Origin of the sequence: Candidatus Leptovillus gracilis, assembly GCA_016716065.1 — a bacterium.
Lineage (GTDB): Bacteria > Chloroflexota > Anaerolineae > Promineifilales > Promineifilaceae > Leptovillus > Leptovillus gracilis.
On sequence record JADJXA010000001.1, the window covers coordinates 556,574 to 583,202 of the forward strand.

The following is a 26,629-nucleotide window of genomic DNA, read 5'->3' on the forward strand; positions in this document are numbered from 1 at the left end:
TTAGGATTATACAACAAACGTTAAGATACAAGGGACCGACGGCTAAGATGTCCGCTATTTGGGCGATGTGGTCCTTGCATGGTAGATGGTAGACCAGGCTGGTTTTGTCAGGCTTGCAAAACCGGCGACTGGCCGGGGAACAAAACGTCCATCAGCTCCGGCGCATAGCGCGCCGCCATGGCGCTGTTGATGCTGTTGCTCTGGCAGATTTCCTGGTATAGATGGGCGCTGGGCCGCCAGCGGCGGGCCTGGGTGTCCGGGTCCATCTCGATGAGGCCAAAGCGCTGGGTCCAGCCGTTGTGCCATTCAAAATTGTCTAGCAGGCTCCAATGGTAATAGCCCATCACCGGGAAACAAAAGCTGATGGCGCGCCACACTTCGCGCAGGTGTGTCAGGATGAAAGACGGCCGTAACCGGTCTGCTTGGTCCGGCAGCCCATTTTCGGTGATGTAAATGGGCTTGTTATAGCGGGTAGCCCGTTTGATCATCTGGTATAGGCCGGCCGGATATACCTCGCCATACGCGCCATCACTCACCACTGCGTCGTCGCCCCAATCACGTACAATCAGATCTTTGCCCGGCGGGAATTTAACGCGGAAGCGGGTGTAATAGTTGATACCCACAAAGTCGAAGGAGTCTGCCAGGTGGGGGATGCGGCCGCGGCCAAACGGCCGTTTCAACTGCCCGCTTACCAGACTATCCAGCCACAAATCGTTAAAAACGCTGTCGGCGCGTTTCGCCATCCAGTTATCCAGCCGGCTGCCATCCAGCCGCGGCGCAAACACCTGCATACTTTTGGCAATGCCCACCTGCGCCGCCGGGTATTTGTCCTTGATGGTGTGGTAGGCGGCCGCGTGGCAGTGCATCATGTGGCGTACTGCCTGAAAGCCAGGGCCAATTCCCTGTTTACGCGGCGCAGGAAAATCACCGGTCAGGTAGCGGGCAAACATGTATACCATCGGTTCATTGAAGGTGATCCACTTGGGAACCAGGTCGCCCAGGGCGTCTACCACTTTGGCGGCGTAACGCTGGAAATAGTCCACCACCACGTCCACGTTAAAGTCTCCTTTTTCCACCAGCCAGAGCGGGTTGCTGAAATGGTGCAGGGCGACCATTGGCTCAATGCCCCTGTCGCGCATGGCGCTGAGCATGTCGCGGTAGCGGTCCAGAGCGGCCGTATTAAAGACGCTGGGTTCCGGCTCCACCCGGCTCCACTCAATGGAGATGCGCTGGGCGTTGATGCCAATCTCGGCGGCGGCGTCCAGGTCGGCTTCGGCGTTTTGCCACCAGTTACAGGCCAGGCCAGATTGGTGGTGGTGCAGGATACGGCCGTCTGCCTGTTCCCAGGCCCACCAATCGTTGTTGGTATTGTTGCCCTCGACTTGATGAGAGGAAACGGCCGTGCCCCAACGAAAGTCAGGTGGAAAAATCATTTGTGCCTGCGCCATGCCCATATGCTCCTTATTCACCGCCAACGGCAGACCCAACCCATGCGCCCACCACTCTACCGTTCGCCATTATAACAGAATCCCCCACCACCTCAGTCGCTTTGACAAGGCAAAATCGCTGTGGTATCTTTCGCAGCCAGGGATACTCAACATTACCTTATTCCTAAATTGCCCTTCTGAAGCCCAATAACTGTTGGTGAATTGATACGCAGTTGCTATACTTATGTCATTCTACCACCTGAAAAGCAGTGTCTGGAGGTTGTTGTGAGAGACTTAGTTCCCATGAGTGGTTATTATTACCCCAATAAGATGGCGCGTATCTTATTGATTTCCATGGAAGAGGTAATGGGTCGCAATGGCTTAAATGCCCTGCTCAACTTAGTGGAAATGCGCCAGTTCATTACTGATCTACCACCTGACAATCTGGAACGAGAGTTTGATTTTGCCTACATCTCCAATTTGAATCGCGGGCTGGAAGATATTTATGGTCCACGTGGTGGTCGGGGTTTGGCCTTACGCGGCGGCCGGGCCATCTTTTCGCGTGGCCTCAAAACCTTCGGTGCGTTGGCCGGCGTCGGCGACCTGGCTTTTAAAGTCCTGCCCCTACAAACCAAACTCAGAATCGGCATTCCGGCCGTTGCCCGCATTTTTACCCAATTCAGCGACCAGACCAGCCGCTTTGAGGAATTTGATGACCACTTCCTCTACTATATTGACCGTTGTTCGATGTGCTGGGGAGTGCAAGCCGATCACCCAGCCTGCCATATTGCCGTCGGTATCCTTCAGGAAACCCTGCGGTGGATCAGCGGTGGGCTGGAATTTCGCGTCAACCCCGTGGAATGTATTGCCATGGGCGCAAAGACCGGCGTTATCCGCATAGACAAAGAGCCGATAAAATAGACGGCCTATTATCCGTAGGCCGAAGTCCGTATCCCGTTTTCCGTTGGCATTTGCCAGAGGTGGCGCCTACGGATTACCGATGACGGATTACCGCTTACGGGTACTACCAATCAGTGAGATTCCAGGAGCAGCGGTTCTGGCTGCTGTTCCGACACAGAATCCTTTTCGTTCTGGTTTGTTCTCGTCAAAACCCAAGGAAGTATTCAAGTGGCTGACGGACTAAATGAGAAGCAGCAAAAAATCTTCATTGTTGAAGACGATGTGGATTTAGCGGAAATGTTAAGCGCCTACTTTCGGGCGCAGGGCTATCTGGTAAGCAATGCGATGCGCGGCGAGGATGCTATTGCCTCCATCAGCGCCGATGTGCCCGACGTGGTTGTGCTGGACATTCGCTTACCCGATATTGATGGCTATGAAGTGTGCCGCCGGATGCGTCATGCGCGCCGTACCCAAAATATCCCTGTTATCTTCTTAACCGAAAAACGTGAGCGTGAAGACAAACTGGCCGGTTTGGAATTAGGCGCGGTTGATTATATTACCAAGCCATTTGATATTCAGGAACTGCGGCTGCGGGTACGCAATTCACTGCGCCGGGCGCGCTTGAGCACGCTGCTCAACCCGGTCACCGGGCTGCCGGAGGGGCAGTTGGTGGTCGAGCGCCTGGAACAGATGGTCCGCCAGCCAGATTGGGGCATTATCCTGGCCGGTATTCATGGTCTGGATAAATTCCGGGACCGGTATGGCTTTGTGGCCGCCGACGATGTTTCGCGGGCGGTGACGCTGATGATCACCAATGCGGTGCAGGAAAGCGGCGGCAACGATTTTGTCGGCCATACGGACAACGGCGATTTTGTGGTGATTACCACGTCCGACCGCTGCAAAAAGGTGGCGGAACGCTGCCTGGTGCGTTTGCAGCCCTCTATTCAATACTTTTACCCGGCTTTGGAGCGCCAACGCTTGCATGAAATGCCGGAATCGGAGCGGTTGATGGTACGGGTGAACAGCGTCTCGTCGCGCGAACATCGGTTTACCGACATGGAATCGTTGTTTGTTTCGTTGCAGGAACGTGTGGGATAAGTTGTGAAGGCCCGGCGGCTTTCAGATACAATTCCGTATGGTCGGCTTTACCGGCTCATCAATTTAGAAAGGTAATCAGGGCTAGGAATAGCCCTGATTTTGTTTGTGGCATGAAACGTTTAAGCGCCTATACGGCCGATTTCCTGATTCTGGCGGGTTTTTTGCTGCTGCCACTGCTGCTGTATGGCAGTGTTACGTTAGGCGGGCGCACCATGCTGCCGGCCGACAATCTGTTCCAATGGGCGCCCTGGTCGGCTGCCGCTGCTGCTTTGGGCGCCGAAGTGCCGCAGAACCACCTCATCACCGACCTGATCATCCAGAATTACCCTTGGAAGCGCTTTGTCCTCACTTCTTTGCAGAGCGGGGAAATTCCGCTGTGGAATCCCAATTTGTTTGCCGGCGCGCCCTTTTTGGCGGCCGGGCAGCATTCGGCCTATTACCCGCTTGGTCTGTTGTTCCTGATTATGCCATTGGCGAAGGCGTATGGTTGGTTTGCGCTGAGCCAGTTGTGGCTGGCCGGGGCGTTGATGTATGTGTTTGGGCGCATTTTGCACATGCGGCGGGGCAGCGCGGCGTTGGCCGGGTTGGTGTATCAGGGGGCGGGGTTTATGGTGATCAGCACGGCCGTTTTCCCCATGATTATCGCCGCGGCGGTGTGGCTGCCGCTGCTGCTGGGCTGCATCGAAAAGATCGTTCAAGATGTCCGATTTAAAATTGTCTGGTTAACTATCGGCGCGGTGGCGCTGGGGATACAAATCTTCGCCGGGCATGTGGAGATTACCTATTACACCCTCTTGTTGATGGCCTTGTACGCGGCGTGGCGTATGGCGTATGCCGTGTTCCGTAAACCGTATGCCGTAGGCCGTGAGCGCGACGGGGAACCAACGGAACACGGACCACGGAACACGGAACACGGTTTACGCCACACCCTCCTCAAACCAGCCATTTGGTTATCGGGCATGGTCCTCATCGGCCTGCTGCTGGGGGCGGTGCAGTTGGTTCCCCTGTTTGAAGTGGGACAAATGAACTTCCGCGAAGGGTCGGCTTCTTTTGCCGAAGTGCGCAGTTGGGCCTTCCCGGCGCGCCGTATTCTGACGCTGGCCTTGCCCAATTTCTTCGGCAATCCAGCTTACCACAGCTACCAAGATGTTTTCAGCGGCGAGCAGGTGGCTTACACTGCCGATTATTACGGCAATCCACGCGCCCACAACGAATGGGGCTTTAAGAATTATGTCGAAGGGGCAATTTATTTAGGGATTTTGCCGTTGTTCCTGATGATTTTGGGATTTCGGATTTCGGATTTCGGATTTCGCAATACGGATCACGGATTACGGTTCAGGGAACGGAAAAGCCAGACAATCTTTTTTGCCGGCATCAGCTTTTTTTCGCTGGCGTTTATTTTTGGCACGCCGTTGTATGGATTGTTGTATTATGGGCTGCCGTTTATCAATCAGTTGCACACGCCGTTTCGCTGGATTTTCCCGCTGACTTTGTGCGTGGCAGCGCTGGCCGGGTTTGGCGCCGACCATCTGGCGGCGACGCGCCGTTGGTCGGGTTGGGAGGATTGGCGGGCTTCGCGGCAGCCAGCAGGCGCGGTGGAAACGGCCGTGCTTCTCTTTACCAGTGATGTGTCTGTGGCCCGATGGAAACGGCCGTTCTTCCTCTGGGGAACGCCCGGATTGATCACTGCTCTGGCCGCGGGGGCGTTTTGGGGTGGGCTGCTACTGCTTGGCGGTCTGTGGGCGTCTAAATTGTTCTACCCGCAAATTGAGCCATTTGTGGAACACATCTTCCTGGGCCTGGCCCTGGCAGCCAACGGCTTCGACAGCGCCCGCGCCTTTTACAGCTTCGAATACCGTCAATTCTTCACCCTGGGGCTGATGCTTATCGCCAGCGGGACGGTGCTGCGCGTGAGCCGCTGCCCCATTTACGTGCCCGTCCCCGGCGTGGGCAAACGGCCGTTATGGGAACTCTTAGCCGCCATCATTATCGTGCTGGATTTGTTCCTGGCGAATTGGGGCTTTCACGCCGCCGTCGATCCCGCTTTGTTGGACTACAAACCGCAAATGGTGCAGTGGCTGGAACAGCAGCCCGGCTTATGGCGCATTACCAGCTTCAATCCCAGCGGCGACATCCCGTTTAACGCCAATTCCGGCTGGCTGTACGATTTTCAGGATATTCGCGGCTACGATTCGATCATTCCCAAGCAGTACACGGAATTTATGGCGGCCATCGAGCCGCAAGGGGCGCTGCCCTACAATCGCATCCAGCCGATTGCCACCTGGGAGGCGCTCAATTCGCCGCTGCTGAGTGTGTTGGGCGTGAAGTACGTCATCACCAGCGAGCAGATAGACCTACCGCAGTTCGTCCTGGCCTGGGAAGGGGAAGGGGTGCGGGTGTATGAGAACACGGCCGTTGCCCCCCGCGCCTACACCCTACCCCTCAGCAGCCTGCTGCTGGCCGATGACGCCCTGGCCGCCCTGCGCACCTACGACCCGCGCCAATTCGCCGTGGTGGAGACTGGAGATTGGAGATTGGAGATTGGTGATCTCCAATCCGAAATCCGAAATCCGAAATCCGAAATCTACACCCCCGCCACCATAGACGCCTACGGGATCAATGAGGTGACGGTAACGGCCGTTACCGCCACCCCCACCATCCTCATCCTCAACGACAGTTACTTCCCCGGCTGGAAAGCCTTTGTACGCCCGGCCGGAACCGGGGAAGATCAAGAGCAGCAGGTAGATATTTTTCGCGTCAACGGCAATTTTCGCGGCGTGGTGCTGCCAGAAGCAGGCCAATGGACAGTCCGCTACAAGTACAGCCCCACCAGCTTCCAATTGGGTGGTTTGGGCAGCTTCATGGGGGTGATCCTGCTGCTGTTTGTCGGCCTGGTCTGGGGCTGGCGCATCATGGTTAAACCCGATGCCCAAATGACCACCACCCGCAGCCTGGCGAAAAACAGCATGGCCCCCATGGCCCTCAACCTGTTCAACAAGGGCATTGATTTTGTCTACGCCATGTTCTACCTGCGGGTGCTGGGGCCGGCCAACGCCGGCAGCTTTGCCACAGCCATCGCCGCCGCCGGTATCTTTGAGATCGTCGCCAACTTTGGGCTGGACATTTTGCTGGTGCGCGAGGTGTCGCAAGATCGCCAGCGCGCCAGCAGCTATCTGCTCAACACTTCAATTTTGCGCGTGCTGGCCGCATTTGTGGCGGCCGCGCCGGTGGCGGCGCTGGTCCTGGGAGCCAACCTGTTTAGCAATCCGTTCACCCCGGCCGAAATTGCCGCGATCATCTTTATCATGCTCGGTATGCTTTTTTCCGGTATGTCCAAAGGGGTGACGGGTCTGTTTTACGTCTACGAAAAGGCGGAAATCCCGGCAGCCATGACCACCCTGACAACGATTTTGCGCGTCGGGCTGGGCGTGGCGGTGCTGCTGCTCGGTTTTGGCTTTGTGGGCTTAGCGGCCGTGTCCATCGCCATCAACATTGTCACGCTGACTATTTTGGCGATCCTGGCGCGGCGTAATTTTGCGCTACCGGGTCCCTGGCGCGTGGATTGGGGCTTGCAGCGGCGTATGGTGCGCCTGGGCTGGCCGTTGATGCTCATCCATCTGCTGCAAACCATCTTCATCTCGATTGACGTATACTTGCTGCGGGTGATGTTGGACAACGGCGATGAGGTGGTGGGCTGGTATAACAGCGCCTATAAATGGTTCAACGCCCTGCAAATTGTGCCGTCGTTTTTCACATTGGCGCTGTTTCCCATCATCTCGCGCGAGATTCAGCGTTCGCTGGACGCAGCGCGACGCATGTACAGCCTGTCGCTGAAACTGATGCTGCTGCTGGCGCTGCCCATCGCCGCCTCAATCACCTTTTTGGCTGAACTTCTCGTGCGCATCGTCGGCGGGGCGGAATTTTTGCCGCACGGGGCGATTGCGCTGCAAATTGTGATTTGGGCCATTCCTATCGGCTGGTTGAACAGCGTGACCAATTACGTGCTCATTGCTTTGGGTCTGGAGCGGATGCAGCCGCGGGCATTTTCGGCAGCGGTGGCTTTTAACGTGATTACCAATTTCCTATTTATCCCGTATTTTACCTATCAGGCGGCCGGGGTGACGACGATTTTGTCGGAGGTGGTGTTGATGGGGGTGTTTGCCTACTATTTGCGGCAGCGGATGCCGGGTGTGGATTGGGTAGGCTTGTTGGCGAAACCGTTGGGGTTAACGGCCGTTGTTGTCATCGTCATGGCCCTCGGTTCGCGGCTGCACCCGGTGGTTGGTGTGGTCCTGGGGTTGGTCGTCTACGCCGTCGGCCTGCCCCTCCTCCGCATCGTCGGCGAGGATGAGCGGCAAGTTTTGCGGGCTATCTTGCCGGCGTCCATTGCGCGGCGGTTACGACTGGTTTAAGATAGAACTTGATTGTGGTGTTCAAGGGTAATGGATAGGTTTGTTGGTTTGTTCGTTTGTTGGAGGCGCGTTTATGGCCGACACCGTGTTAGAAATTAAGGTATCGTCGCCGTTGTTGCAATTAGGAATCAATCGGGAAGAAGTGCAGCGCCGGGTCAACGAGTGGCTGGTATTGTCCCTATTCACCGAGGAGCGAATTTCTTCCGGCAAAGCGGCTCGCCTGCTGCACATGAGCCGCGTGGAGTTTTTGGCCCTGCTTCGCCAACGGAGCATTGCTTTTATTGATTATTCCGAAGACGAGTTAGGCGAAGAATTTGCTGCGGTTAACAAGCTGACCCTCTAAAATACCCCCGTGATTGTCGTTTCCAACACAACGCCCTTGATTGGTATGGCCGTAACGGGTCACTTTGACCTGTTACGGCAAATGTTTGGTCGTGTCACCATTGCTCAAGCCGTATTTGATGAAACTGTTGTGTATGGGCGTGACGAAGGCGGCGCTAAAGCCGAAGTCTTGGAAGCGGATTGGTTAGACATTGTTCCGGTGCGTGACCGATTGGCGGTTGATGTGTTGCTGGATGAGTTGGACCTGGGCGAAGCAGAAACCATCGTTTTAGCTCGTCAGATAGGGGCTGATTGGGTGTTGATGGATGAAAAAAAGGGCCGTCGTAAACTTAATGAACTGCGATTAAACAAGATCGGCACTGTCGGACTTTTGCTCAAAGCGAAGGAACTTGGTTTGCTGCCGCACATCAAATCGGATTTAGCGTTGTTGCGGGAACGTGGATTTAGCATCAGCCAGCCCGTCATCGAAGCTGTTCTGCGCCAGGCTGGGGAACAGTAAGCTATCTGCCGTAACACAAAATGACATCCCCCACTCCGAAATCCGAAATCCGAAATCCGAAATCTGCCCTCTGGCCCATGACGGCCGTTCTCCTCATCGCCGCCGCCCTGCGTTTCATCGGCGTTGTCCACCAATCGCCGCCCGGCCTGGCCCACGACGAAGTGGCTAACTGGTTGATCAGCCGCCTGATTTTGTCGGGTGAACACGCCATCTACATCACCCGCGCCTACGGCCACGAGGCCGGTTTCCATTACTGGCAAACCCTCATGGTCGCCCTGATCGGCGACAATCCCCTGGCGCTGCACGTCGCCTCGGCCTACATGGGCGTGTTAGGCGTGGCGGTGGCTTTTGCCCTGGCGCGTCAATTGTTTGGCTGGCGGGTGGGGCTGATGGCGGCGGGGATAACGGCAGTTCTCTTCTGGCCGGTGTTTTACGGCCGTCTGGCCCTGCGCGCCATCTCCCTGCCCGTCTTTTCTGGCCTCTCTGCCTATTTTTGGTGGCGAGCGTGGCGAGAGGGAGATAGGGAGACAAGGAGAGAGGGAGACAAGGAGACAAGGAGAGAGGGAGACAAGGAGACAAGGAGACAAGGAGACTCCCGGTCTCCCGGTCTCCCGGTCTCCCCGTCTCCCCCTCTCCCCCTCTTCCTCCTATCTGGGTTATTCGCCGGACTTAGCTTGCACACCTATCTGGCAGCGCGAGCGGCGCCGATTTTTTATGGGCTGTTTGTACTTTATCTGGCGCTGTTTCATTGGCCGGAATTGAAGGCGCGCTGGCGGGGGGTGGCGCTGTTTGCGGTGGTGTTTACGGCCGTTGTCGCTCCGTTAGCCTGGTTCTTATGGCAAAATCCGGGGGCAGAGTTTCGTGTGGCCGAAGTGGCTGCGCCGCTCAACGCGCTGCGCGCCGGCGATGTTGGCCCGGTGCTGCAAAACGCCTTGAAGATTGCCGGCATGTTTGGACTGACTGGCGTGGCTATTTGGCGCGAGGGCATTCCCGGCCAGCCGGTGTTTGGGCCGCTGTTAGCGCTCTGTTTTTATGGCGGGGTGCTGTTGAGTGCCTGGCGCTGGCGGGATGCGCGTTATGCTTTTTTGTTGTTGTGGGCGGGTACGGCCGTTTTGCCCAGCGTCGTCACCATCAACGCCCCCAGCACGATCCGAATTGTTAACATATTACCCGTTCTGGGGCTGTTCCCGGCCCTGTTTATACACAATTTACCCCTCTTATCCACCGTTTATCCCAGGTTATCCACAGGCGCGGCCAGATTTCGCCCAGTTTTGTTAACAATTTTGTTCGCCTTTTATGTCGGCCGGACGGCATGGTCCATCTTTGTCATCTGGTCCAATGGGGGCGATATTCCCTTTGTGTGGCAGGCGGCGCTGCGCGAAACGGCCGTTGCCCTCGACGGTGATTTTGACATAACGGCCGCTGCCATCGGCGGTTGGTCGCCCGACACGCTGGACGGGCCAACCATGGCCCTCTATCTGCGCCGCAGCGATTTGCCCTTGAGCCATTTTGGCGTTCAGGCCGGTGAGGACATAATCTATACGTTACTTATCCCCAACCGTGCGCCCACCGGCGTGCCCGGCAGCGCAGCGGGCGACGCCCGCCACGTCTTTCACCCGACGGCGCTGCCGCTGCATCCCCATTGGCAAAGCCAACTAAAGGCCTGGGGCGCGGCCACGCAAACCAACAAAAGCTTCACCCAGCACGTCTTGCCGGGCGCACCGATTATCCAACCCCAATTCCCGGCCGCCGTCACTTTTGGCGTCCAGCTCCGCTTCCTGGGCCACGACCTGAACCCGGACTGCTCGCCAACCCCTTCGCCCTGCCTGATCACCTACTGGCAGGTCAGCAGCCCCATCACCCAGCCCTTGCGCCTGTTCATTCACGCCCTGGACGAGAGCGGCGAGATAGTCGCCGAAGATTACCGCTGGGACACTGCCGAACCGCAGCAGTTGTGGCAGCCTCATTGGCAGCCGGGCGACCTGATCATGCAGATTCATCCACTGCCGCTGGACAACGCGGCGCAGCTGCGCCTGGGCCTGTTCGACCCCTATTCTTGCGCACCCGGGCCATGCCAAAACGTGCCGACAGAGACGGGGGAGAAATTTATTCTACTTGGCGCGAAAAAGAATTCCTGAGTCCACCGACCCATTGTCAATTGTCAACGGCCTCGGGTTCCTCGTAAACGGCCGTTTCCAATGTCTCTGCCAGGGCTGGCGACCCGGCCAGGTGGTGGAACGCGCGCCAGGTATGGTAGCCGATCCGGTCTACCCAGCGCATAGATTCTAGCTGCCGCTGTGCTTCATCAGGTTGGATGAGGCCGGCGGCCGTTTCTTCCAGACGGGTGGCGCGCTGCGCGCGTCGGCTTTTTGCCTGGCGCGACGACGCTTTTTTCAGGTGGCGGATCAGGTCTTTCGCTTCGCCTGTGGGGGTTTGCAGCCAGGAAACGGCCGTCGCCAACTCATCCGCCAACTGCTGCGCCGCTGTCTGGGCGTCCGCCCCATAAATCGGCGATTCTGACTCCAGGCACGCCTCGATCAACCGGTCCACGTGGTCGCCGGCGTGCAGCAGCGCCAGCCGCCGGTCAAACACAGCCTCCCGGCCGCCGCCAAAACGAATCTTCCCTAGAAACTGGCTGGTCTCGCTCATCGCCGCCTGCGCCGCCCACAATTGCTCCCTCATCTGGCGGGTCTGCGCCCCCTGGCGCAGCAGGCCGATGGCCTCTGTCATGGTCAACGTTGTGATCTCCTGCAGGGCGCGGGCGGCCGCCTCCACGGCCACATGTGGCAGGTTCAGCAGCGATTTGTCCAGGTGGCGCGTCAGCCTCGGTCCCCGCTCCGGCACAAGCCGGACAACGTAGCGGCCAAATTGCGCCACGAATGGCAGGAAGATAATCGCCCCCAGCAGGTTAAAGATAGTGTGGAAGATAGCCAGGGCCACCGAGGGGTCGGCTGTGTCGCGTAGGCTGCTGAGAAAAACGGACAATGCCAGCAGGTAACGGGCGAAAATGAAGGCGAGAACGGCCGTTACCAGGTTAAACAAGATATGGGCGACGGCCGTGCGCTGGGCGGCGATCGTCGCGCCAATGGCGGCCAGGACCGCCTTCACCGTCGTGCCCAGATTTTGCCCGATGACCAGGTAGGCTGCTTGCTCCAGGCCGATGGCCCCGCTGTGCAGCGCCGTTAGCGACAGGGCAATGGCCGCGCTGGACGATTGCAGCAGCACCGTCATCAGCGCCCCAAGCAGCACCAGGGCGATGTGGTCCAGCAGCGTCTTCTGCGACAATCCGGACATATCAATGTTTTGGGCCAGCCCTCCCATGCCCTCCTGCAAAAACTCGATGCCCACAAAAATGAGGCCGAAGCCGACCAGCGCCATGCCGAATTGGGCGCGACGGCCGTTGCCCAACAACCACAGCACCGCCCCCACGCCAATAAATGGCAGGGCAATCGTGCCCACATTCAACTTAAAACCGAGCAGCGCCACAATCCAACCGGTACTGGTTGTGCCCACATTCGCCCCAATAATCACCCCGATGGCCGAGGTGAAGGCGAGCAGCCCGGCGCTGACAAAGCCGATGGTCGTGATCGTGGTGGCGCTGGACGATTGCAGCAGCGCCGTCAACCCCACGCCGAAGAGGAAGGCGGCCGGCGTCGTCCTCGTCCAGCGCTCCAGGACGTTTTGCAAACTGCCCCCGGCTGCCGCCTTCAGGCCGTCGGACATCAAAATCATGCCCGTCAGAAACAGGCCGACGCCGCCCATCAAATAGGGCAGCACGGAGAACAGGGTCGGGGCAGAATCATTCATCAGGTCTTTCACCGCTCAGAGCCTATGAATTCATTCATAAGCTGCTGATACGTAACTGCTTACCACAGAGACACGGAGGGCACAGGGATTGACCCTGTAAAAACTTCAGGTTCTCCATGGTGAAATCCCAGAGGTAACCGTTTACCTTCCCGGAGGCTGAAGCCAGCGAATTTATGCCTGTCTTGTCAGCCTTTGGGAGGATTTGCCAGGGGGAGTGAACGGGTACTCCCAGAGAGGCTTCGCAGTTACGAGAAACAGATGTTGGATAACTTGCCCATCTATAAGTTCAACTTCTCCGCCGCAGTTGGACTTTTGGACGGGCATAAAGTCTCGTTGCCGTATTAGTGGGCGACGACTTTTACACCTAAGCGCGCTAGAATGGCTTGCACGGCCGTTACCTGTCCCCCCGCCACCACTGCCAGCGCCCGATCACCGGCGGCAAAGGGTTGCAGCAGCTCTTTTAGTTCCGGCAGTTCGCGCAGTTCGGCCAGCGTCTCCTGGTCGCGGAACTCAAACAGGGTCATCGTGCCCACCGTCGCCGAGCCGTAATAGCCGCCCCAGGCGCGTATTTGCGCCACCAGGCTTTTGGGCAGCCGCCCCCGGTTTAACTTGCCCAACTCATCCACGATGCTTTGCGCCTTCTTTTTGCTGCCGCCGGCGCGGCCCACGCTTTGCGCGGTAAGCTGCCAACCGTCCTCTGTTTTGATGGCAAAGCGGGCTAGACGCCCATGCAGGTGCAGGCTGGGCACGGCGTGAACGGGTTGGATACGGCCGTCTTCCCCCACCACCACGCTCTTGTCGGCCGCTTCCGGATTGGCCCCGGATACGGCCGGCAGCAGACCGATTTCTTGCAAGGCGCTGACCAGTCTGGCCTGCTGTTTACTTTTAACCAAAGCCACCTGATTGCCCACCGGGCGCGCCAGCAGCTTGCCGGTTTCTCCCTCATTGAGCAGCCGTTCCAGCAGCGTTTCGTCGGCCGCTTGCAGCAGGGTGACGTTGCGCCGGAAGACAATGCGGTCGTGGTGGGCGGCCCATTCGTCCAGCGAGCGGCGGATGTTTTGCGGCAGGTCGTTGGGCGAGGCGGTTTCCAGGAAGCGCTGCACTTCGGCCACCGAGTAGCCCATCTGCTGCGCGGCGTAGACAGACTGGCGGGAGAGGTGGTATTCAAACGCGCCCCGGTCTACTTTTTGCCGTTCGGCGAACAGATCGAGCTGCGCCAGCACGTTCAGCGGTACCGGCCCCATCGCCAAAATCTGAAAATTGGGCTGGATGATGACCTGACCGGTAAGGGCGGCGTCGTTGGGGAGGGGTGTGCTGCGCAAAACGGCCGTGCCCAGGGCCGTCAGCCGGTAGGCGTGCCACTTCACGGGGTTGGCGAGCGGGTTGTTGAAGCCCAGTTCCACCAATCCCAACTGCAACAGGAAATTGGCGGTTGCCTCAGCCACAAACATTTGCTCCAGCTTATCCATTTCGGTCATCGCCTGGGCGCGATTGCCGTAGTAGTAACTTTGTCGCCCGGTCAATTGCTGGCGCAGGGCAAAAAGAAACCCACTGTTCCGCTCTTGCAGGCGATCTAAAACCTCATCCGGTTCATTCCAGGTATTGGCCGGTAGTTCGGCCAACACCTGGAGCAGTAGTTGGCAAGCCTGGCGCGGGTTTGCGCCATATTCATAAAGGGTTTGCCGGTTAGTGAAACGGAAGGGCAGGCGGATATTGCGCCAGGCTGCGAGAACGGCCGTTACCTGTTCAACCGTCGTTTTCTGCCAGAAATCGGGGACAGCATGGCCGCTTTTTACGTTTGTCGTTAATGACCCGTTTTGCGACTTAACCAGTTTCAACTCTTCCAATATCTGGCGCAGCAAATAGAGGCGGCTGGTTTCATCTTCTTGTTTCACGCTGTCCAGGGTAGGATCGGGCGTCAGCAAAACGGAGTTGAGCTGTTTCAGTCCCCGTTTGCCCACCAGCCCCGATTGGATCATGTCTATGGGATGGCGGCGCACGGTGTCCCAATAGAGATACAGATCACGCAGAAACAACTGCGGGTCGCCGTGCAAAACGTGGGCCGGCTGCCACTGGTTGACTTCCACGGGAATCGGTTGTGGCTCCGGCAAGCAGCGGCGCACAAAAGCCGGAACGTACAACGTGTCGCCAGGATGGAGTTGTAATTTGTAATTTGCGCCGCTGGTGGCGTATTCGGTCCCATCGCTAAAGAGCAGCCCATGTAGGGTCAGGCGAGCCATCACATCTTCAAAAATGGTGGATTTGGCGTTGTTGGCGCTGCCAATGTGGGGAACGATACTGCCGTAGATAGAACGCCCGCGTGTGTACCAATAATCTTGTTTCTTTGGTTCCGGTGCTGGCGGCGCTTCGGTAGCCAACCCGGCGCGGATCAATTCTCGCGCCAACACGCGGCTGGAGACTTTGCCATTGTGCAGCAGCAGCCGGTTCAATACGTCGCGCTCCGTTTTGGTTAATTTTTGGTAGGCGGCCTCGATGCGTTCTGGCTTAAAAAACTCCTGCGCCATAAGCGCCAGCAGTTCGCTCTTGGGAAGTTTTTTGCCGGTTGTGTTCGGCAGCTGCGCCGCGCGGGCCATCTCCCAGAGGGTGTTGCTGTTGTAACTGTCCAGAAGCGCAGCAATCTCTTTATTCATCGCTGCCTGGTCGAATGGTTGTTTAGTCAAGTAATCAAACATCCGCTTAATTGCCATTTGAACATCCTGGTGTAGAGGGTAGAGGGTAGAGGGTAGAGATAGAGTGCGTCTTGGAGTTACTTCTTATCTCTACCCTCTATCTCTCCACTCTGTCCGTTTGTTTGGGCGTGTAGCCTGCTTTTTCCAGTTCGGCCACCAGCACGTCCACAGCGTTGGTGGGGATGATGACCAGGGAGGGCGAGATTTCGGCGACCATGTGTTTTTCCAGGGAGGTGGCCGCTTTCATTTCGGCCAGGGCGTATTCGTCGCCAAATTCGATGACGGTGACATGTTCGTACAGGCGCACCTGCCCGTAAGCCTGCCACCAGCCGGTTAACTGGCGCTGGATGGCGTCGGGCATGGGGACGGGCAGCCATTGTTGCCAGCCGTCTAAAAGCTGGTCCAGAGTTTGGCCGCTCTCAAATATCTGATGAATGGCGGCGCTGGACAGCCGATAGACAAAGCGGGTCGGCGTGGTTTCTTCCAGTTTGGCGAGATTGTCCAGGTAGTTGTGGGTTTGGGCGCTAACGGCCGTTGGCTGCACAATGATCACGTCACCTTCAATGGAAACGGCGTCGGCGGCGGATGCTGAGGAGACGGCCGCTGCCGTCTGTTCAACCACCGCACCTATCAGCGGCACAGCTTCCGTCTTATCGAAATACAAATCGCCCAGGCTATGCAGCCGGAAAGCGACCAGTTGGCCGTATTCTACGCTGACATCGGCCAGACCCAGCCAATGCAGCGGCCCCTGAATGACGTGTTGGATGAAAGCGCCCTGGGCTGTGTTCCAGTCGGCTTTGTTGGTGGCGGTGTCCAGGAAACGGCCGTTAAGGGCCAAATACCAATCCGGCTTTATATTGCCGCTGGATCGGGGTTTGTTCCAGCCCCAGGAATTGAAGTTGGGCCAGAAGGAATGCAGCAAATCGGTCACCTCGCGCAGGCTGAACCAACGGTCGCCGGGCAGGCAGGCCAATAGATGCAGCACCTGGGCGCGAAAGAGAGACAGCATGTTGACCATTTCTTGCGGCTGCAAGATCGTATAATAGCCGCTGCGACGACGTTTGACTTGTATAGACGGCCGTTCTGCCAACATTAGCCACATCTCGCTCCAGGGCACAGCCATCGAGAAATAGGTCCGCACCAAAATGGCCCACTGCGCCGCTTCGTCGCGCTGCAAAAACTGCTCTTTCATCTGTCGCCATACCGTTACCGGGCTGCCTGGTTGTAACAGGCCGGCCGCCAGCAGCAGGTGATAGAGAAAGTTTAGCTGCGTCTCGCCCCCGGCCAGCGGCGCCAGGCGGATGATGTTTTCATCGAGCAGCGCCGGTTGGGGCGGCGGCACGGTGAAGCTTTGTTCGGGGTCGTAGCCTTTGAGTTTGTTGGCCTGCTGCGCCTGGGCAATTTCTTCCGGCAGATAATCCCATTCACGTAAAAATTGGTGGAATTTTTCCTGGCGGGGGCGAGGCATAGGTGGGCGCAGCGGTGGGCTGCTTTGTTCCAGGAGCAGGAGGATTTGGTGGAGGCGCTGCAGAAACAGCCCTGCCTGCCCCATTTGCACGCCGCTCTCCGTGTGTTCCGGCAGGGTCACTTCTGGGATACGGTCGGCCAGCAAGGGGGGCAGTATACGCTGGAGGCTTGTAGGAACAAAAGGGAGGTGCGGCGGGTATGAATTGATCACGTGCCCAGGGATAGCTAAACTCGTGCGGCATAACGCTTGTGCATACACGTCGGCGGCGGCATTGAATTGGGTTAGCGGTCCCCACAACTGCGCCAGAGCTGCCAGATGGGCTGTCTGGTGAGTAATGCTCGGATGCAGGACAGCCAGCGCGTCGTAAACCTGGCGATGTTCGCTGTCCAGGCTGTGCAGGATTTTAAGGGCGATGCCCGGCTGAGTGATCTGTTGGGCAATTTGTTGGATGATCTCTTCTTTGCGTGTACCGCTGATGCCCAACCCCTGCCGTTTGGCTAATTGGCGCAACTCCTGAACTTTGTGGCTATAGTCTAGCCAGGTATGCAGATTTTGCTGGTATTGCTGCTGGCGGTTGGCGTAGGGTGTGGTGAGCCAGGCCGGTTTTTGTTTGGGAACGGCCGTTGCCGGCGGGGCAATGGCAAAGGTCTCAATGACGCTGTTGGCCGGCCTGGGCGCAGGCTGTTCACCGGCAAAACTACCTGGGGACTCCAGCCACAGCAGCAAGACCGCACCAACATGCTTGCAGTAGCCACCCCAATCGTAGGGGCAGCTGCATACCGCGTGGATACCATCTTCGGCCACGTCAATTTCTACGGTGTAAGATTTGCTGCCCCGGACTTGGGCGTGCAAGGTATGGCCGCTGCGCACCCCCTGACTCACCCGACTCATATAACTCCTGGCTTTTTTCAGGGGATTGTTGTTTACAACCTGCTTAATGTCTTTTTCAGTTAATGATTCTAATGTTGCCATACGCGAGGAATTCCAGACCGTAAGGGTTTTCAGAGACCCTTACGGTCTAAGACTGCCGGTTCATAATCCGCCACTTCATCTTCGTAGAGGATGGTGTATTGGTAGCCCTGTTCCGTCAGGAAAAGCTGGCGGTTGGCGCTGTACTGTTGGTCTACCGTGTCTTTGGTGACGATGGTGTAAAAATGAGCCATCTGGTCATCGTGGGGGCGCAAAATACGGCCGAGCCGCTGCGCCTCTTCCTGGCGGCTGCCAAACATGCCGCTGATCTGCACCATCACGTTGGCGTTGGGCAGGTCTACGGCAAAATTTCCCACTTTCGACACAATCAATACCGGGATTTCGCCCGTTTTGAACTTGGCGTACAGTTCCCGCCGCTGCTTCACGCTGGTTTTGCCGGTAATCAGCGGCGCGTTGTAGCGGCGGCACACTTTGTCTAGCTGGTCCAGGTACATGCCGATAATCAGTACCTGGTCGCGGCGGTGTTTGATGAGCAGTTCGTCTAAAATTTTGAATTTGTCTTTGTTTTCGGCGGCGATGCGGTATTTGTCGCGGTCTTCGGCGATGGCATATTCCAGGCGCGTTTCGTGGGGCAAGGGTATGCGCACCTCCACCACGTCGGCGGTGGCGATCCAACCCTGGCGCTCCAAATCTTTCCAGGGCACGTCATACTTTTTGGGGCCGATGAGCGAAAAGACGTCTTCCTGGCGGCCGTCTTCCCGTACCAGCGTCGCCGTCAGGCCCAAGCGCCGCCGCGCCTGCAATTCGGCCGTGATGCTAAAGACCGGGGCGGGCAGCAAATGCACCTCGTCGTAAATAATCAGCCCCCAGTTGTGATCGTTGAACAGGCTGAAATGGGGGTACTGCTCCTGATAAGGGGCCGTTTTTTCCACGCCGCGCTTGCGGTAGGTCATCGTCTGGTAGGTGGAAATGGTGATGGGGCGGATTTCCTTGCGTTGGCCGGAATATTCGCCCACCAACTCCGGCGTCAGGGTGGTTTTGTCCAGCAGTTCGTCAATCCACTGCCGCACCGACACCGTGTTAGGCGTGAGGATGAGCGTACTGCACTGCATCTCGTTCATCACCGACAGGCCGACGATGGTTTTGCCCGCGCCGCAGGGCAGCACAATCACGCCGGAGCCGCCATGGTCGGCGCCATCGGCATAAAAGACAGCGCCGGCTTCTTGCTGGTAATGGCGCAGGGCAAACGGCTTGCCACTGTTGGTCAGCAGGGGCACATCAAAATGCACCACATCGCCAGAGACGTACCCGGCCAAATCTTCCGCCGGGTAGCCGATGTTGACCAGCGCTTGTTTGATGTGGCCGCGCCGCCCCGGATTGACACGCAGGGTGTTGGCGTCTTCCTGGGTGATAATATAGGGTTGTAACTCTTTGCGCCGCTGGAGTTCCAGGATGAGAGGCACATCGGTGGAGCTGAGCAGCAGGTCTTCGTCGCGGCGGGTGAGGCGGACACGGCCGTAGCGCCCGATGTACTCCCGAATATCCACCTCTACGTTGCCGGGCAGGGGATACTTACTGTAACGCCCTAAGCCTGTGATGATGGCGTCGGCCGCCATGCCGGAAGAGGCGGCGTTCCACAACGAGAGCGGGGAAATGCGGTAGGTGTGGATGTATTCCGGGCTTTTTTCCAACTCGGCGAAGCGTGACAGCACATCGCGCGCTTCCTGATAGAGCGCGTTGTTCACTTCCAGCAGGACGCTTTTATCCCCCTGGACGATGATGGGGTTCTGAGGATTATATTGCATACGTGTTTAACCGTTTCTGTTTGAAACGCCTGATTATGCAAGGTCTGGCAAAGTCTGGCAAGTCGTATTCATGAAAGCGAGAGAAAGAGGGGAGGTCACTCTCGCTCTGGCTCTCGCTCTAGCTGTTCTTGTCAGCGGCGGCGATTTTCAGGGTGTACTGCTGGCGTAGGGCGTCCAGGGCAGCGTCTACCTGGGGCTGGTATGGACGGCCGTAGGTGATGGCTAAACGGGTGGGGTCGGCGGTGAAGAGGCAGCGTTGGGCCACCAGGGCGGCGCGCAGCTGCTCAAAGGTTTCGGCGGAGGGGGCGGTTAGCTGGATGATCGTTTCGCGCTGTAAGGTTAAGGTGGGTTTGGGCGGCGGTTTGAGCCGCTCTTTGACCTCTTTTTGTTGGGGGAAGCGGGTTTGGGCGGCCGGGGGCAGCAAGGTCAGGGCATTCTCGCCATGGTGGATGGCGATAGGAACCTGTTCTGCCTGGGAAAGCATATCAAATACTTTACTGGGCCGGCGGATAAGGCGTAAAGTAGGCGAGATGTGGGCCACAATCAGGTCGTCTAGTTCGGGCAGCCGGGCGTTCCCTTCCAGCAGCGCCAGATCGCTGTAGAGGGTGAAGGTGTTGGCCTGCCCGGACCATTCTTCCAGCTCGATGGCGACGTTGCGAGGCAGCGGAGCCTGCACCAACTCTGTCAGGAGGGCCAGGATGTTTAGCTGTTCGTTGGCGGCGAGGACGCTTTTGACGAGGGTTTTGTCGAGTTTGAGGATGCTGACGTTGTCGGTGGTGAGGCGTTGGGTGAACGGCCGTAACTGTTCCAGGACGCTCGCCGGATAAAAGGGGGCTTCTACGTGAATCTCGAAGGTGGGCAGCACGGTGACGGTGGGGGTGATGGGGGTGTTGGTGATGAATTGGCGGAAACGGCCGTTTAGCCGAAACGCTGCCAACGTCCCCATCTCTGGAAAGTCTCCTTTATATGGGTTGGGGTCATAGGCCACGTCTATGTAGCCCAATGTCAACGGGATGCCTTCCAGGAACCGTTCCACATACCGCCCTTCCACCCGCTGGAAACCATCCGGCGCATCGTCTGGAATAGGCTCGCGGTTGTGACCATAATAATCCTGGCTGCTGCTTGTTTCATAGAAATTGCCATACCGGGCCAATGTCTGTGGACGATTCCATTGATTGGTTTTGGGCAAATCGGCCGCCGGCGGAATTAAAAAGTAGGGATACTGCTGCTGTAAATAGCCAATCAGCGAAGCGGTGGTATACCATTGACCCACTGCCAGATGGGCCAGCAGCCCAAAAAGGAAATGGCGTATCTGCACAAAATCAAGCAGCGGCATAACGCCGGTAGCTGAACCCCATATGGGAAAAGTTCCGAGTTCACTTTGGAGCTGCCGGTCGTAGAACTCGCGGTATTTTTTATCGTTGCACAGCACGGCAAACAACCGCTTTTCCTGTTCTAACAAAGGCAGATCCAGAAACGCCTGGTACACATCCGCCCGAAAGGTGATGTAATTATCGGGGAAAGAGGGTTCTACGCTGCTGTAACCGGCATATTGGCCTTTGGTATCATAAGAGGTAAAGCCAAGTTGCAGACACAAACTGTCTATGGCATCCAGCCAATCTGAATACCCTTCTTTCTCCACATCAGCGGCGCAGTCGGGGTGGCTCATGACCTTGGCCAGGCGGCGAGCTTCGGTTTTGGGTATCTGGTTGCTGCGGTGGGCGCGTTTTATTTCCCGGCCGCGAATGTATTCGACAAAAGCGTGGATGTCGCGCCGGATGTCGTAGGGGTTGCTGTAGACGCGCAGGCCATCCGGTGTACGCGTTTCCAGGCGTGGGGGCGCTGCGGGCGGCAGGTTCCGGTGGCGCGCGGCCGATGGACGAGCTTCTGGTTTGGGGGCGGGTTGAGGTTTACGCTTCATAATATTTGATGACGTGGCCGGCCTGCTCGACAATCCGTTTGACCTTGTTGATAGCTTTGGGCGGGAAGGCAACATATTCGTCCGCCAAGACGATGAATTCATCGCTTTTTAGGCCGCGCTCTAACTGCACGCGCAAGGTGAGATCGGTGACGCAGGCGATCATGAGATTGCTGTGGACGATTTGTTTGCCCCACCGTTTTTGGGCGGTTTGCCAGGTTGTGGCAAAGGCGGGCGCGTGTTGGATGAGCCATTGCACCAGGGGCGCGCTGCGCAGCGAGAGGGCCTCTCCGGTACGAACCAGGTTGGGCACGGCGTAGAGTTCGTCTGTGAGGGTGAAGTGGGCCATCTGGTTAAGCTGCTCCAGGGCCAGGTAGGGGATGGTGTGCAGGTTGACGCGCACGGTGTGGTCGTTGATCACTGTCAGGTAATCGTCGGGGGCAAGGGCGGTTTCGTCGGTGGGGTCCAGGTCGGCCAGGCGATAGTGGTAACGGCCGTTTTCCCCCTGCCGCGCCAGATACCCCCACTGCCAGCCCAAATGACACACCTCTTCGCTTTGGGCCGGGTAGCCGATGAACAGGCTCAGCGGCGCGTCGAGCTGGTCCGGGGCGATCCATTCATCTGGGGGCAGCAGCCGCAGCCAATAGGTCAGGGCGTCCAGCAGGGGAATATCCTGGGATGGCGTAGGGGGGAATTTTTCTTTGGGGCGTTTTGGCAGGAGGGTGCGCCAGGCTGCTTTTTGCCATTCGGTCAGGTCGGCGGCGCGAAACGGCCGTACGTCTGTGAGAAGACGGCCGTTTTCCAGCGTCAGTGTATAGCCCAGCAAGGTTGAACCGGGCGCTTTGCTCTGCCCCAACAAAGCCACCAGTTTGGCTCGGGGCACATCCCGCTGCACGTCTCCCGGACCCGCCAGCTGCGCCGTCTTCAGCGGAGAGGGCAGGTAGGGCAAAAACTCCGGCGGAAGGACAAAGCGCCACTGCGCCATTTTTGTCTCACCGCCCAACACATCTTGCCCCATGATCAGCAATCCCCGGCGCACCAGCCTATCGCGCACTTCCTTAAACACAGGCTGATAACGCTGGCTGTAAGTCCAGTAGCCGGCGGAGCGCCCAGAAGGATACAGGCGTTCAAACAGGTTAATCGCCGCCGCTTCCTGGCGCAGATGCAGGAAGTGCAGCATCACCACTTCGTCCGGGGTTAATTTGGCCATGGCCTGCGCCACGCCAACGGGGGACAGGTAGTAGTTTTCCAATGCGGCGCGGGAAGACAATTCGGTGGCGGTGAAGCCACGCGCTTTGCCGATGGCGTTGATATCAGCCTGACTGAGCAGGTCGTGGCACATTTGACGCAGGTAGGTGGTGGTACTCATGGGTAAATGATTCTAATGGTTTGCAGAGCGTGAATCAAGGGTTATTTCCAATAGAGGCGGGCAAAGGTGTCTCGGGCTTCGGTTAATGCCGCTTCGTTTTTCCACAGGCCAAATAAATCGTATTTGGCTACGCGGTAAGGTTCTCTGGTCAGCGACGACAGGCGGTTGTAAGCGATCTTTTGTGGCGGCAGGTCATATTCTTCAGCAAAAGCGAGGAGTTCGTCGCGGATTTGCTTTTCGATGTACTGGAGTTCAAACGGCCGTATCACCACCCCGCTCGCCGGACACGCTTCCCCTTTTTCGCATTCGCAATTGCGCAAAATGCCGCCTTCACCGGGCGTCAGTTTCCAGGTGCGGACGGCGATTTCTCGCTCTCGTTTGCCCAGCATAAAAGCAGTGACCGCGTTATGGTGCAGCACCACCTCCATGAGCAGCGGTTTTGGCCCGCCTTTGACTGGCCGGGTTGGCTTTGGTGCGGCTTTGGGCGCGGGTTTTGTCTTTGGGGGCGGGGTTTTGGCGCGGCTTTGGGGGCGCGGCGGGGGCAGGGCTGGCTCTTTGACCGGCGGCGCGGTTTTGGCGGCTGGGTTCAGGGGACGGCCGTTATCCGCGTGGCATAGTCCACGATGGCTCTGGCAGGTGTAGCGGCCGCAGTCTGGGCAGAGAATGCGGCTGTGCTGGCAGAGCGGCTGCTGGCATACGTCGCACACGCCCACCTCGTCGGCGCAATCCTGGCAGAAGACGCGCTTGCAATCTATGCAGGCGGGGGCCAGGCAGTTTTCGTGGGCCAGGTGGCCGTTGTGGCACAGGTAGACGCGCTGGCCGGGCTGCCCGCAGACGTGGCAGTGCAGTGGCTCTAATTGGCGTCGCAGAGGGTCCCACACCGCATGGGCGCCAATCGAAGTGGTGCGGTTGGCGATTTGCGTCGGTTGGCTGAGTTTGGCCTGCTGGATGATGAGCAGGTTGAGGAGGGTAAGGTTGATGCGTATCTGGTAGCGTTCATCCAGATCGGCTAATTTGTGGGCGCGTTCGGTTTGCACGGCCGTCAGCTTGTCTTGCAGCGCGGCGCGGCGGTCGGCGGAGGCGCTTTTTAGGCGGGTTTGCAGGTCTTTTTCCAGGCTGGCGTAGTAATCGCCGAGGCGGGCTTCGTCGAGCTGGCGGAAGCGCGTGACGCGCTTTTGCAGGGCGTCGAGGTCGGTCTGCATTTCTTGGAGAACGGCCGTTTGCGCTCGTTCCAGCAAAGCGGCCAGGGTTTTCTCGTCCAATGGCGTCTTGAGAGGCGGGCCACCTTTGGGCTGCCAGCGGATGGGGGCGTCGGGCAGGGAATGGAGGATGGCGTCGGGAGCAGCAGCCGTTGCCTGGCTTTCGATGGCGGCGGCGTTGGCGACGCGGCTGCCGGTATGGGCGTCCATCAATACCGAGACTACTCGCTCTTGTTTGTCGTCGGTCAGAATGGCGGCTTTAAAATTGAAGCGGATGTAGGTGCTGCGGACGCGGGCGACGGTGGAGCGCTTTTGCCGTTCAACCCGCGCATTCAGGATCACCCAGCTGTCGGCGGCCAGGTCGTCCAGAGCGGTTTTGTCCAGGCGCAGGTCGTTGATGGTGAGGGTGGTAGAGGCAGAACGGCCGTTGACTTCCTGCACCATCTGTTCCACCAGGGGGTGGTTGTAACCCAGTTGGGTCACATCCTCCCGTTCGGTGTCGTTGAAGGCCAATTGCACATAGGGGTCAACCTGCCAGCGCTGGGCCACCTTCTCCGGCAGCAGCACCTCATAGACGCGGAAAGCTGGCGGCTCTATCAGGCTGCCCACTTCTTCTAAATAACCTAAAACAAAAGTTTCTAGTTCGCTCATACGGATTGACGATTGACGATTGACGATTGACGATTACGCCGTGAAGTCCTCGCCGAAGAGGGTTTCGTCGAAGGTTTGGATACGGCGCATGGTTTCGCGGGCGGCGAGGAGGCGGTTGCCGAGGTCGTCCATGCTGCTTTCCAGGCCGGTTTCATCGGCGCTGTTGAGCCATACTTCCAACAGCATCTCCTCGAAGTCTTGCTCCTGGGTCAGGTAGCCTAAAATCATCTCCATTTCGCCGATGACCAGTTCAAACATGTTCAGCTTGCGGTCTAAAATATTGAGCAGGTAATCTTCGATAGTCCCCTGGGCCGAGAGGTTGAAAATCTCTACCTGTCGGTTTTGCCCGACGCGATGAATGCGGCCAACGCGCTGTTCGATGCGCTGCGGGTTCCAGGGCAGGTCGAAGTTGACCATGATGTGGCAGAATTGCAGGTTGCGCCCTTCGCCGGCCGCTTCAGTGGAAAGCAGGACGCGCCCGTCTGTTTCAAAGCGGCGAATGGCTTCATCTTTTTGCTGGATGGTGAGGCCGCCGTGGTAGGGAATGAATTCGATGCCAACGGCCGTTAACCGTTCCGCCAGCGCCTCCAATGTCGCCTGAAAATGGGTAAAAACGAGCACGCGATCTTGTCCGGCGCCTTGCAGAATTTTCAGCAGCGCGTCGGCTTTGGCCCAATCGGTGACGGCGGCGGCTTCGTCGGCCAGGGCCAGCAGGCGTTTTTTGTGTGTTTTCCAGGCGGGTTGTTCGGCCATTTTGCGCAGGGTGTGGGTAACAGCCATGGCGCTGCTGCCAATCTCGCGCTGCAAAATCCCCAGCGTCAGCTTGCGCGCGCCACTGTCGCGCCCCTCTTGCAACGTCTGACGCACAAAATTGCTCACATTCTGGTAAAGGCTTTGCTCCGCCGGGGAGAGCGACAGGCGGATGGTGTGTGCCCGGCGCGGCGGCAGTTTTACATTCACCTGGCCGCGGCTGTGGCGGATCATCACATCGGCCATCAATTCGCGCAGCAGGCCGCGATTCTTGGGCGAGTGGGGGTCGCCCTTCACCACAAACTGGCGGCGGAATTCTTGCGGCGTGCTGAGTTGGCCTGGTTTCAGGATGGTTATGAGGTTATACAGCTCTTCCAGCCGGTTCTCTACCGGCGTGGCCGTGAGCATAAGGATGAAGCGTTTTTGCAGGTCGTTGACAAATTTCCAGGTGACGCTGCTGCGGTTTTTCAGGTGGTGGGCTTCATCCACGATGACCAGATCATAGGTGAGACTGGTGATGATGTCGCGGTTGCCGGTGTGGCGGGCGGCGGCGATGGAGGCGATGACGCGGGGAAATCTGACCCAGGCGTCGTCGCCGGCGGCGCGGAAGGCTTCGTCGGTGTTGGTGACGAAGTCGCGCAGGCCGAATTTTTGCGCCAGCTCTTCACGCCACTGCTGCACCAGGCCGGGCGGGGTGAGGATGAGGATGCGTTCGACCATCTGGCGCATGAGGTATTCTTTGATAACCAGGCCGGCCTCGATGGTTTTGCCCAGGCCGACTTCGTCGCATAACATGCCGCGCCCGCGAAAGCGGCGCAGGGCGGCCTGGGCGGCTTTAATTTGGTAGGAAAAAGGATCAAAGTGCAGGCTGTCCAGGCAGATGAGTTCGTCGAAGCCGCCGATGAGCAGCATGTGGGCGGCGGCGAGCTGCAGGCGATAGGCCTGGGGGGTGGTGAATTGGCGGTGGGCAACGGCCGTTAATACTGCTTCGGCCCCCGGTTGCAGGTGTATCGTTGGATTGATGCTGTTTTTCATGCGAACTGATTATAGCGAAGTACAGGCAAACTTGCTTTTAACACGGTATGGCATGGTTTATTTTGAGCGAAATCTCCTTTACCAAAATTTTGCAGTTTGTCAGGCCGTTTCTTTACCCGCCCCCAATTCTCGTTGACAGTAATTTCCAATAAACCACCACAAAAACAGACAAACCTATTCACATCCTCGAAAACTCAAGTACAATGGTCGTTGAGCAGCAAGAGCCACCCATCGTGTTGCCTTTTTGCCACTTGCTGGACCAATACAACTGGCGCGAAACCGTTTTGGTTTCCAGAATACTCCGGCGATTTACACGTCGTTACACTGAA

At 57.8% G+C, this 26,629-nt stretch carries 15 protein-coding genes; 6 read left to right on the top strand and 9 right to left on the bottom strand.

All coding sequences use genetic code 11. The features are described from left to right. Nucleotides 1-107 precede the first annotated feature (107 nt). On the bottom strand, nt 108-1,448 hold the full coding sequence (locus IPM39_02385; protein MBK8984920.1) for a glycoside hydrolase family 1 protein: 1,341 nt from the start codon (nt 1,446-1,448) through the stop codon (nt 108-110). A 282-nt stretch (nt 1,449-1,730) separates the two neighbouring features. On the opposite strand from IPM39_02385, the gene IPM39_02390 reads away from it, so the two are divergent. The 6 genes from IPM39_02390 (at nt 1,731) to IPM39_02415 (ending at nt 10,816) form a co-directional block, all read left to right on the top strand. After that, nucleotides 1,731-2,348 (top strand): 4-vinyl reductase, encoded by a 618-nt coding sequence (locus tag IPM39_02390; GenBank protein MBK8984921.1) that lies wholly within the window; start codon nt 1,731-1,733, stop codon nt 2,346-2,348. Between the two features lie 207 nt (nt 2,349-2,555). Beyond that, nucleotides 2,556-3,425: a response regulator gene (locus tag IPM39_02395; protein MBK8984922.1), complete on the top strand. Its 870-nt coding sequence runs from the start codon at nt 2,556-2,558 to the stop codon at nt 3,423-3,425. 110 nt (nt 3,426-3,535) lie between these two features. After that, nucleotides 3,536-7,837: an oligosaccharide flippase family protein gene (locus IPM39_02400; GenBank protein ID MBK8984923.1), complete on the top strand. Its 4,302-nt coding sequence runs from the start codon at nt 3,536-3,538 to the stop codon at nt 7,835-7,837. 73 nt (nt 7,838-7,910) lie between these two features. Continuing rightward, nucleotides 7,911-8,180 (top strand): UPF0175 family protein, encoded by a 270-nt coding sequence (locus tag IPM39_02405; GenBank protein ID MBK8984924.1) that lies wholly within the window; start codon nt 7,911-7,913, stop codon nt 8,178-8,180. A 9-nt stretch (nt 8,181-8,189) separates the two neighbouring features. Beyond that, the gene (locus IPM39_02410) at nt 8,190-8,678 is read left to right on the top strand and encodes a DUF3368 domain-containing protein (protein MBK8984925.1); all 489 of its coding nucleotides are present in this window, start codon (nt 8,190-8,192) and stop codon (nt 8,676-8,678) included. A gap of 20 nt (nt 8,679-8,698) precedes the next feature. Further along, the gene (locus IPM39_02415) at nt 8,699-10,816 is read left to right on the top strand and encodes a glycosyltransferase family 39 protein (protein ID MBK8984926.1); all 2,118 of its coding nucleotides are present in this window, start codon (nt 8,699-8,701) and stop codon (nt 10,814-10,816) included. Nucleotides 10,817-10,832: 16 nt separating this feature from the next. Here IPM39_02415 and IPM39_02420 read toward each other — a convergent pair whose 3' ends face one another. From IPM39_02420 to IPM39_02455, 8 genes are all read right to left on the bottom strand, one after another. Further along, nucleotides 10,833-12,485: a Na/Pi cotransporter family protein gene (locus IPM39_02420; GenBank protein ID MBK8984927.1), complete on the bottom strand. Its 1,653-nt coding sequence runs from the start codon at nt 12,483-12,485 to the stop codon at nt 10,833-10,835. Nucleotides 12,486-12,826: 341 nt separating this feature from the next. Then, the gene (locus IPM39_02425; GenBank protein ID MBK8984928.1) at nt 12,827-15,193 is read right to left on the bottom strand and encodes a helicase-associated domain-containing protein; all 2,367 of its coding nucleotides are present in this window, start codon (nt 15,191-15,193) and stop codon (nt 12,827-12,829) included. A 79-nt stretch (nt 15,194-15,272) separates the two neighbouring features. Beyond that, a complete protein-coding gene (locus IPM39_02430) occupies nt 15,273-17,615 on the bottom strand; it encodes a helicase-associated domain-containing protein (GenBank protein MBK8984929.1) in 2,343 nt (780 codons plus the stop codon). 29 nt (nt 17,616-17,644) lie between these two features. Further along, the gene (locus IPM39_02435; protein ID MBK8984930.1) at nt 17,645-19,378 is read right to left on the bottom strand and encodes a DEAD/DEAH box helicase; all 1,734 of its coding nucleotides are present in this window, start codon (nt 19,376-19,378) and stop codon (nt 17,645-17,647) included. A 118-nt stretch (nt 19,379-19,496) separates the two neighbouring features. Continuing rightward, nucleotides 19,497-21,299, bottom strand: a complete 1,803-nt coding sequence (locus tag IPM39_02440; protein ID MBK8984931.1) for a hypothetical protein — start codon at nt 21,297-21,299, stop codon at nt 19,497-19,499. Next, nucleotides 21,289-22,665, bottom strand: a complete 1,377-nt coding sequence (locus IPM39_02445; protein ID MBK8984932.1) for a hypothetical protein — start codon at nt 22,663-22,665, stop codon at nt 21,289-21,291. The genes IPM39_02440 and IPM39_02445 overlap by 11 nt, the downstream gene beginning before the upstream one ends. Nucleotides 22,666-22,706: 41 nt before the next feature. Further along, on the bottom strand, nt 22,707-24,515 hold the full coding sequence (locus IPM39_02450; GenBank protein ID MBK8984933.1) for a hypothetical protein: 1,809 nt from the start codon (nt 24,513-24,515) through the stop codon (nt 22,707-22,709). A 33-nt stretch (nt 24,516-24,548) separates the two neighbouring features. Continuing rightward, nucleotides 24,549-26,300, bottom strand: a complete 1,752-nt coding sequence (locus IPM39_02455; protein ID MBK8984934.1) for a DEAD/DEAH box helicase — start codon at nt 26,298-26,300, stop codon at nt 24,549-24,551. Between the last annotated feature and the right edge of the window lie 329 nt (nt 26,301-26,629).

Bases quoted from the DNA above. Each gene is read 5' to 3' on its own strand.
- IPM39_02385 (MBK8984920.1), bottom strand. From the start codon at position 1,448: ATGGCGCAGGCACAAATGATTTTTCCACCTGACTTTCGTTGGGGCACG.
- IPM39_02390 (MBK8984921.1), top strand. From the start codon at position 1,731: ATGAGTGGTTATTATTACCCCAATAAGATGGCGCGTATCTTATTGATT.
- IPM39_02400 (MBK8984923.1), top strand. From the start codon at position 3,536: ATGAAACGTTTAAGCGCCTATACGGCCGATTTCCTGATTCTGGCGGGT.
- IPM39_02405 (MBK8984924.1), top strand. From the start codon at position 7,911: ATGGCCGACACCGTGTTAGAAATTAAGGTATCGTCGCCGTTGTTGCAA.
- IPM39_02415 (MBK8984926.1), top strand. From the start codon at position 8,699: ATGACATCCCCCACTCCGAAATCCGAAATCCGAAATCCGAAATCTGCC.
- IPM39_02420 (MBK8984927.1), bottom strand. From the start codon at position 12,485: ATGAATGATTCTGCCCCGACCCTGTTCTCCGTGCTGCCCTATTTGATG.
- IPM39_02425 (MBK8984928.1), bottom strand. From the start codon at position 15,193: ATGGCAATTAAGCGGATGTTTGATTACTTGACTAAACAACCATTCGAC.
- IPM39_02430 (MBK8984929.1), bottom strand. From the start codon at position 17,615: ATGGCAACATTAGAATCATTAACTGAAAAAGACATTAAGCAGGTTGTA.
- IPM39_02435 (MBK8984930.1), bottom strand. From the start codon at position 19,378: ATGCAATATAATCCTCAGAACCCCATCATCGTCCAGGGGGATAAAAGC.
- IPM39_02440 (MBK8984931.1), bottom strand. From the start codon at position 21,299: ATGAAGCGTAAACCTCAACCCGCCCCCAAACCAGAAGCTCGTCCATCG.
- IPM39_02445 (MBK8984932.1), bottom strand. From the start codon at position 22,665: ATGAGTACCACCACCTACCTGCGTCAAATGTGCCACGACCTGCTCAGT.
- IPM39_02450 (MBK8984933.1), bottom strand. From the start codon at position 24,515: ATGAGCGAACTAGAAACTTTTGTTTTAGGTTATTTAGAAGAAGTGGGC.
- IPM39_02455 (MBK8984934.1), bottom strand. From the start codon at position 26,300: ATGAAAAACAGCATCAATCCAACGATACACCTGCAACCGGGGGCCGAA.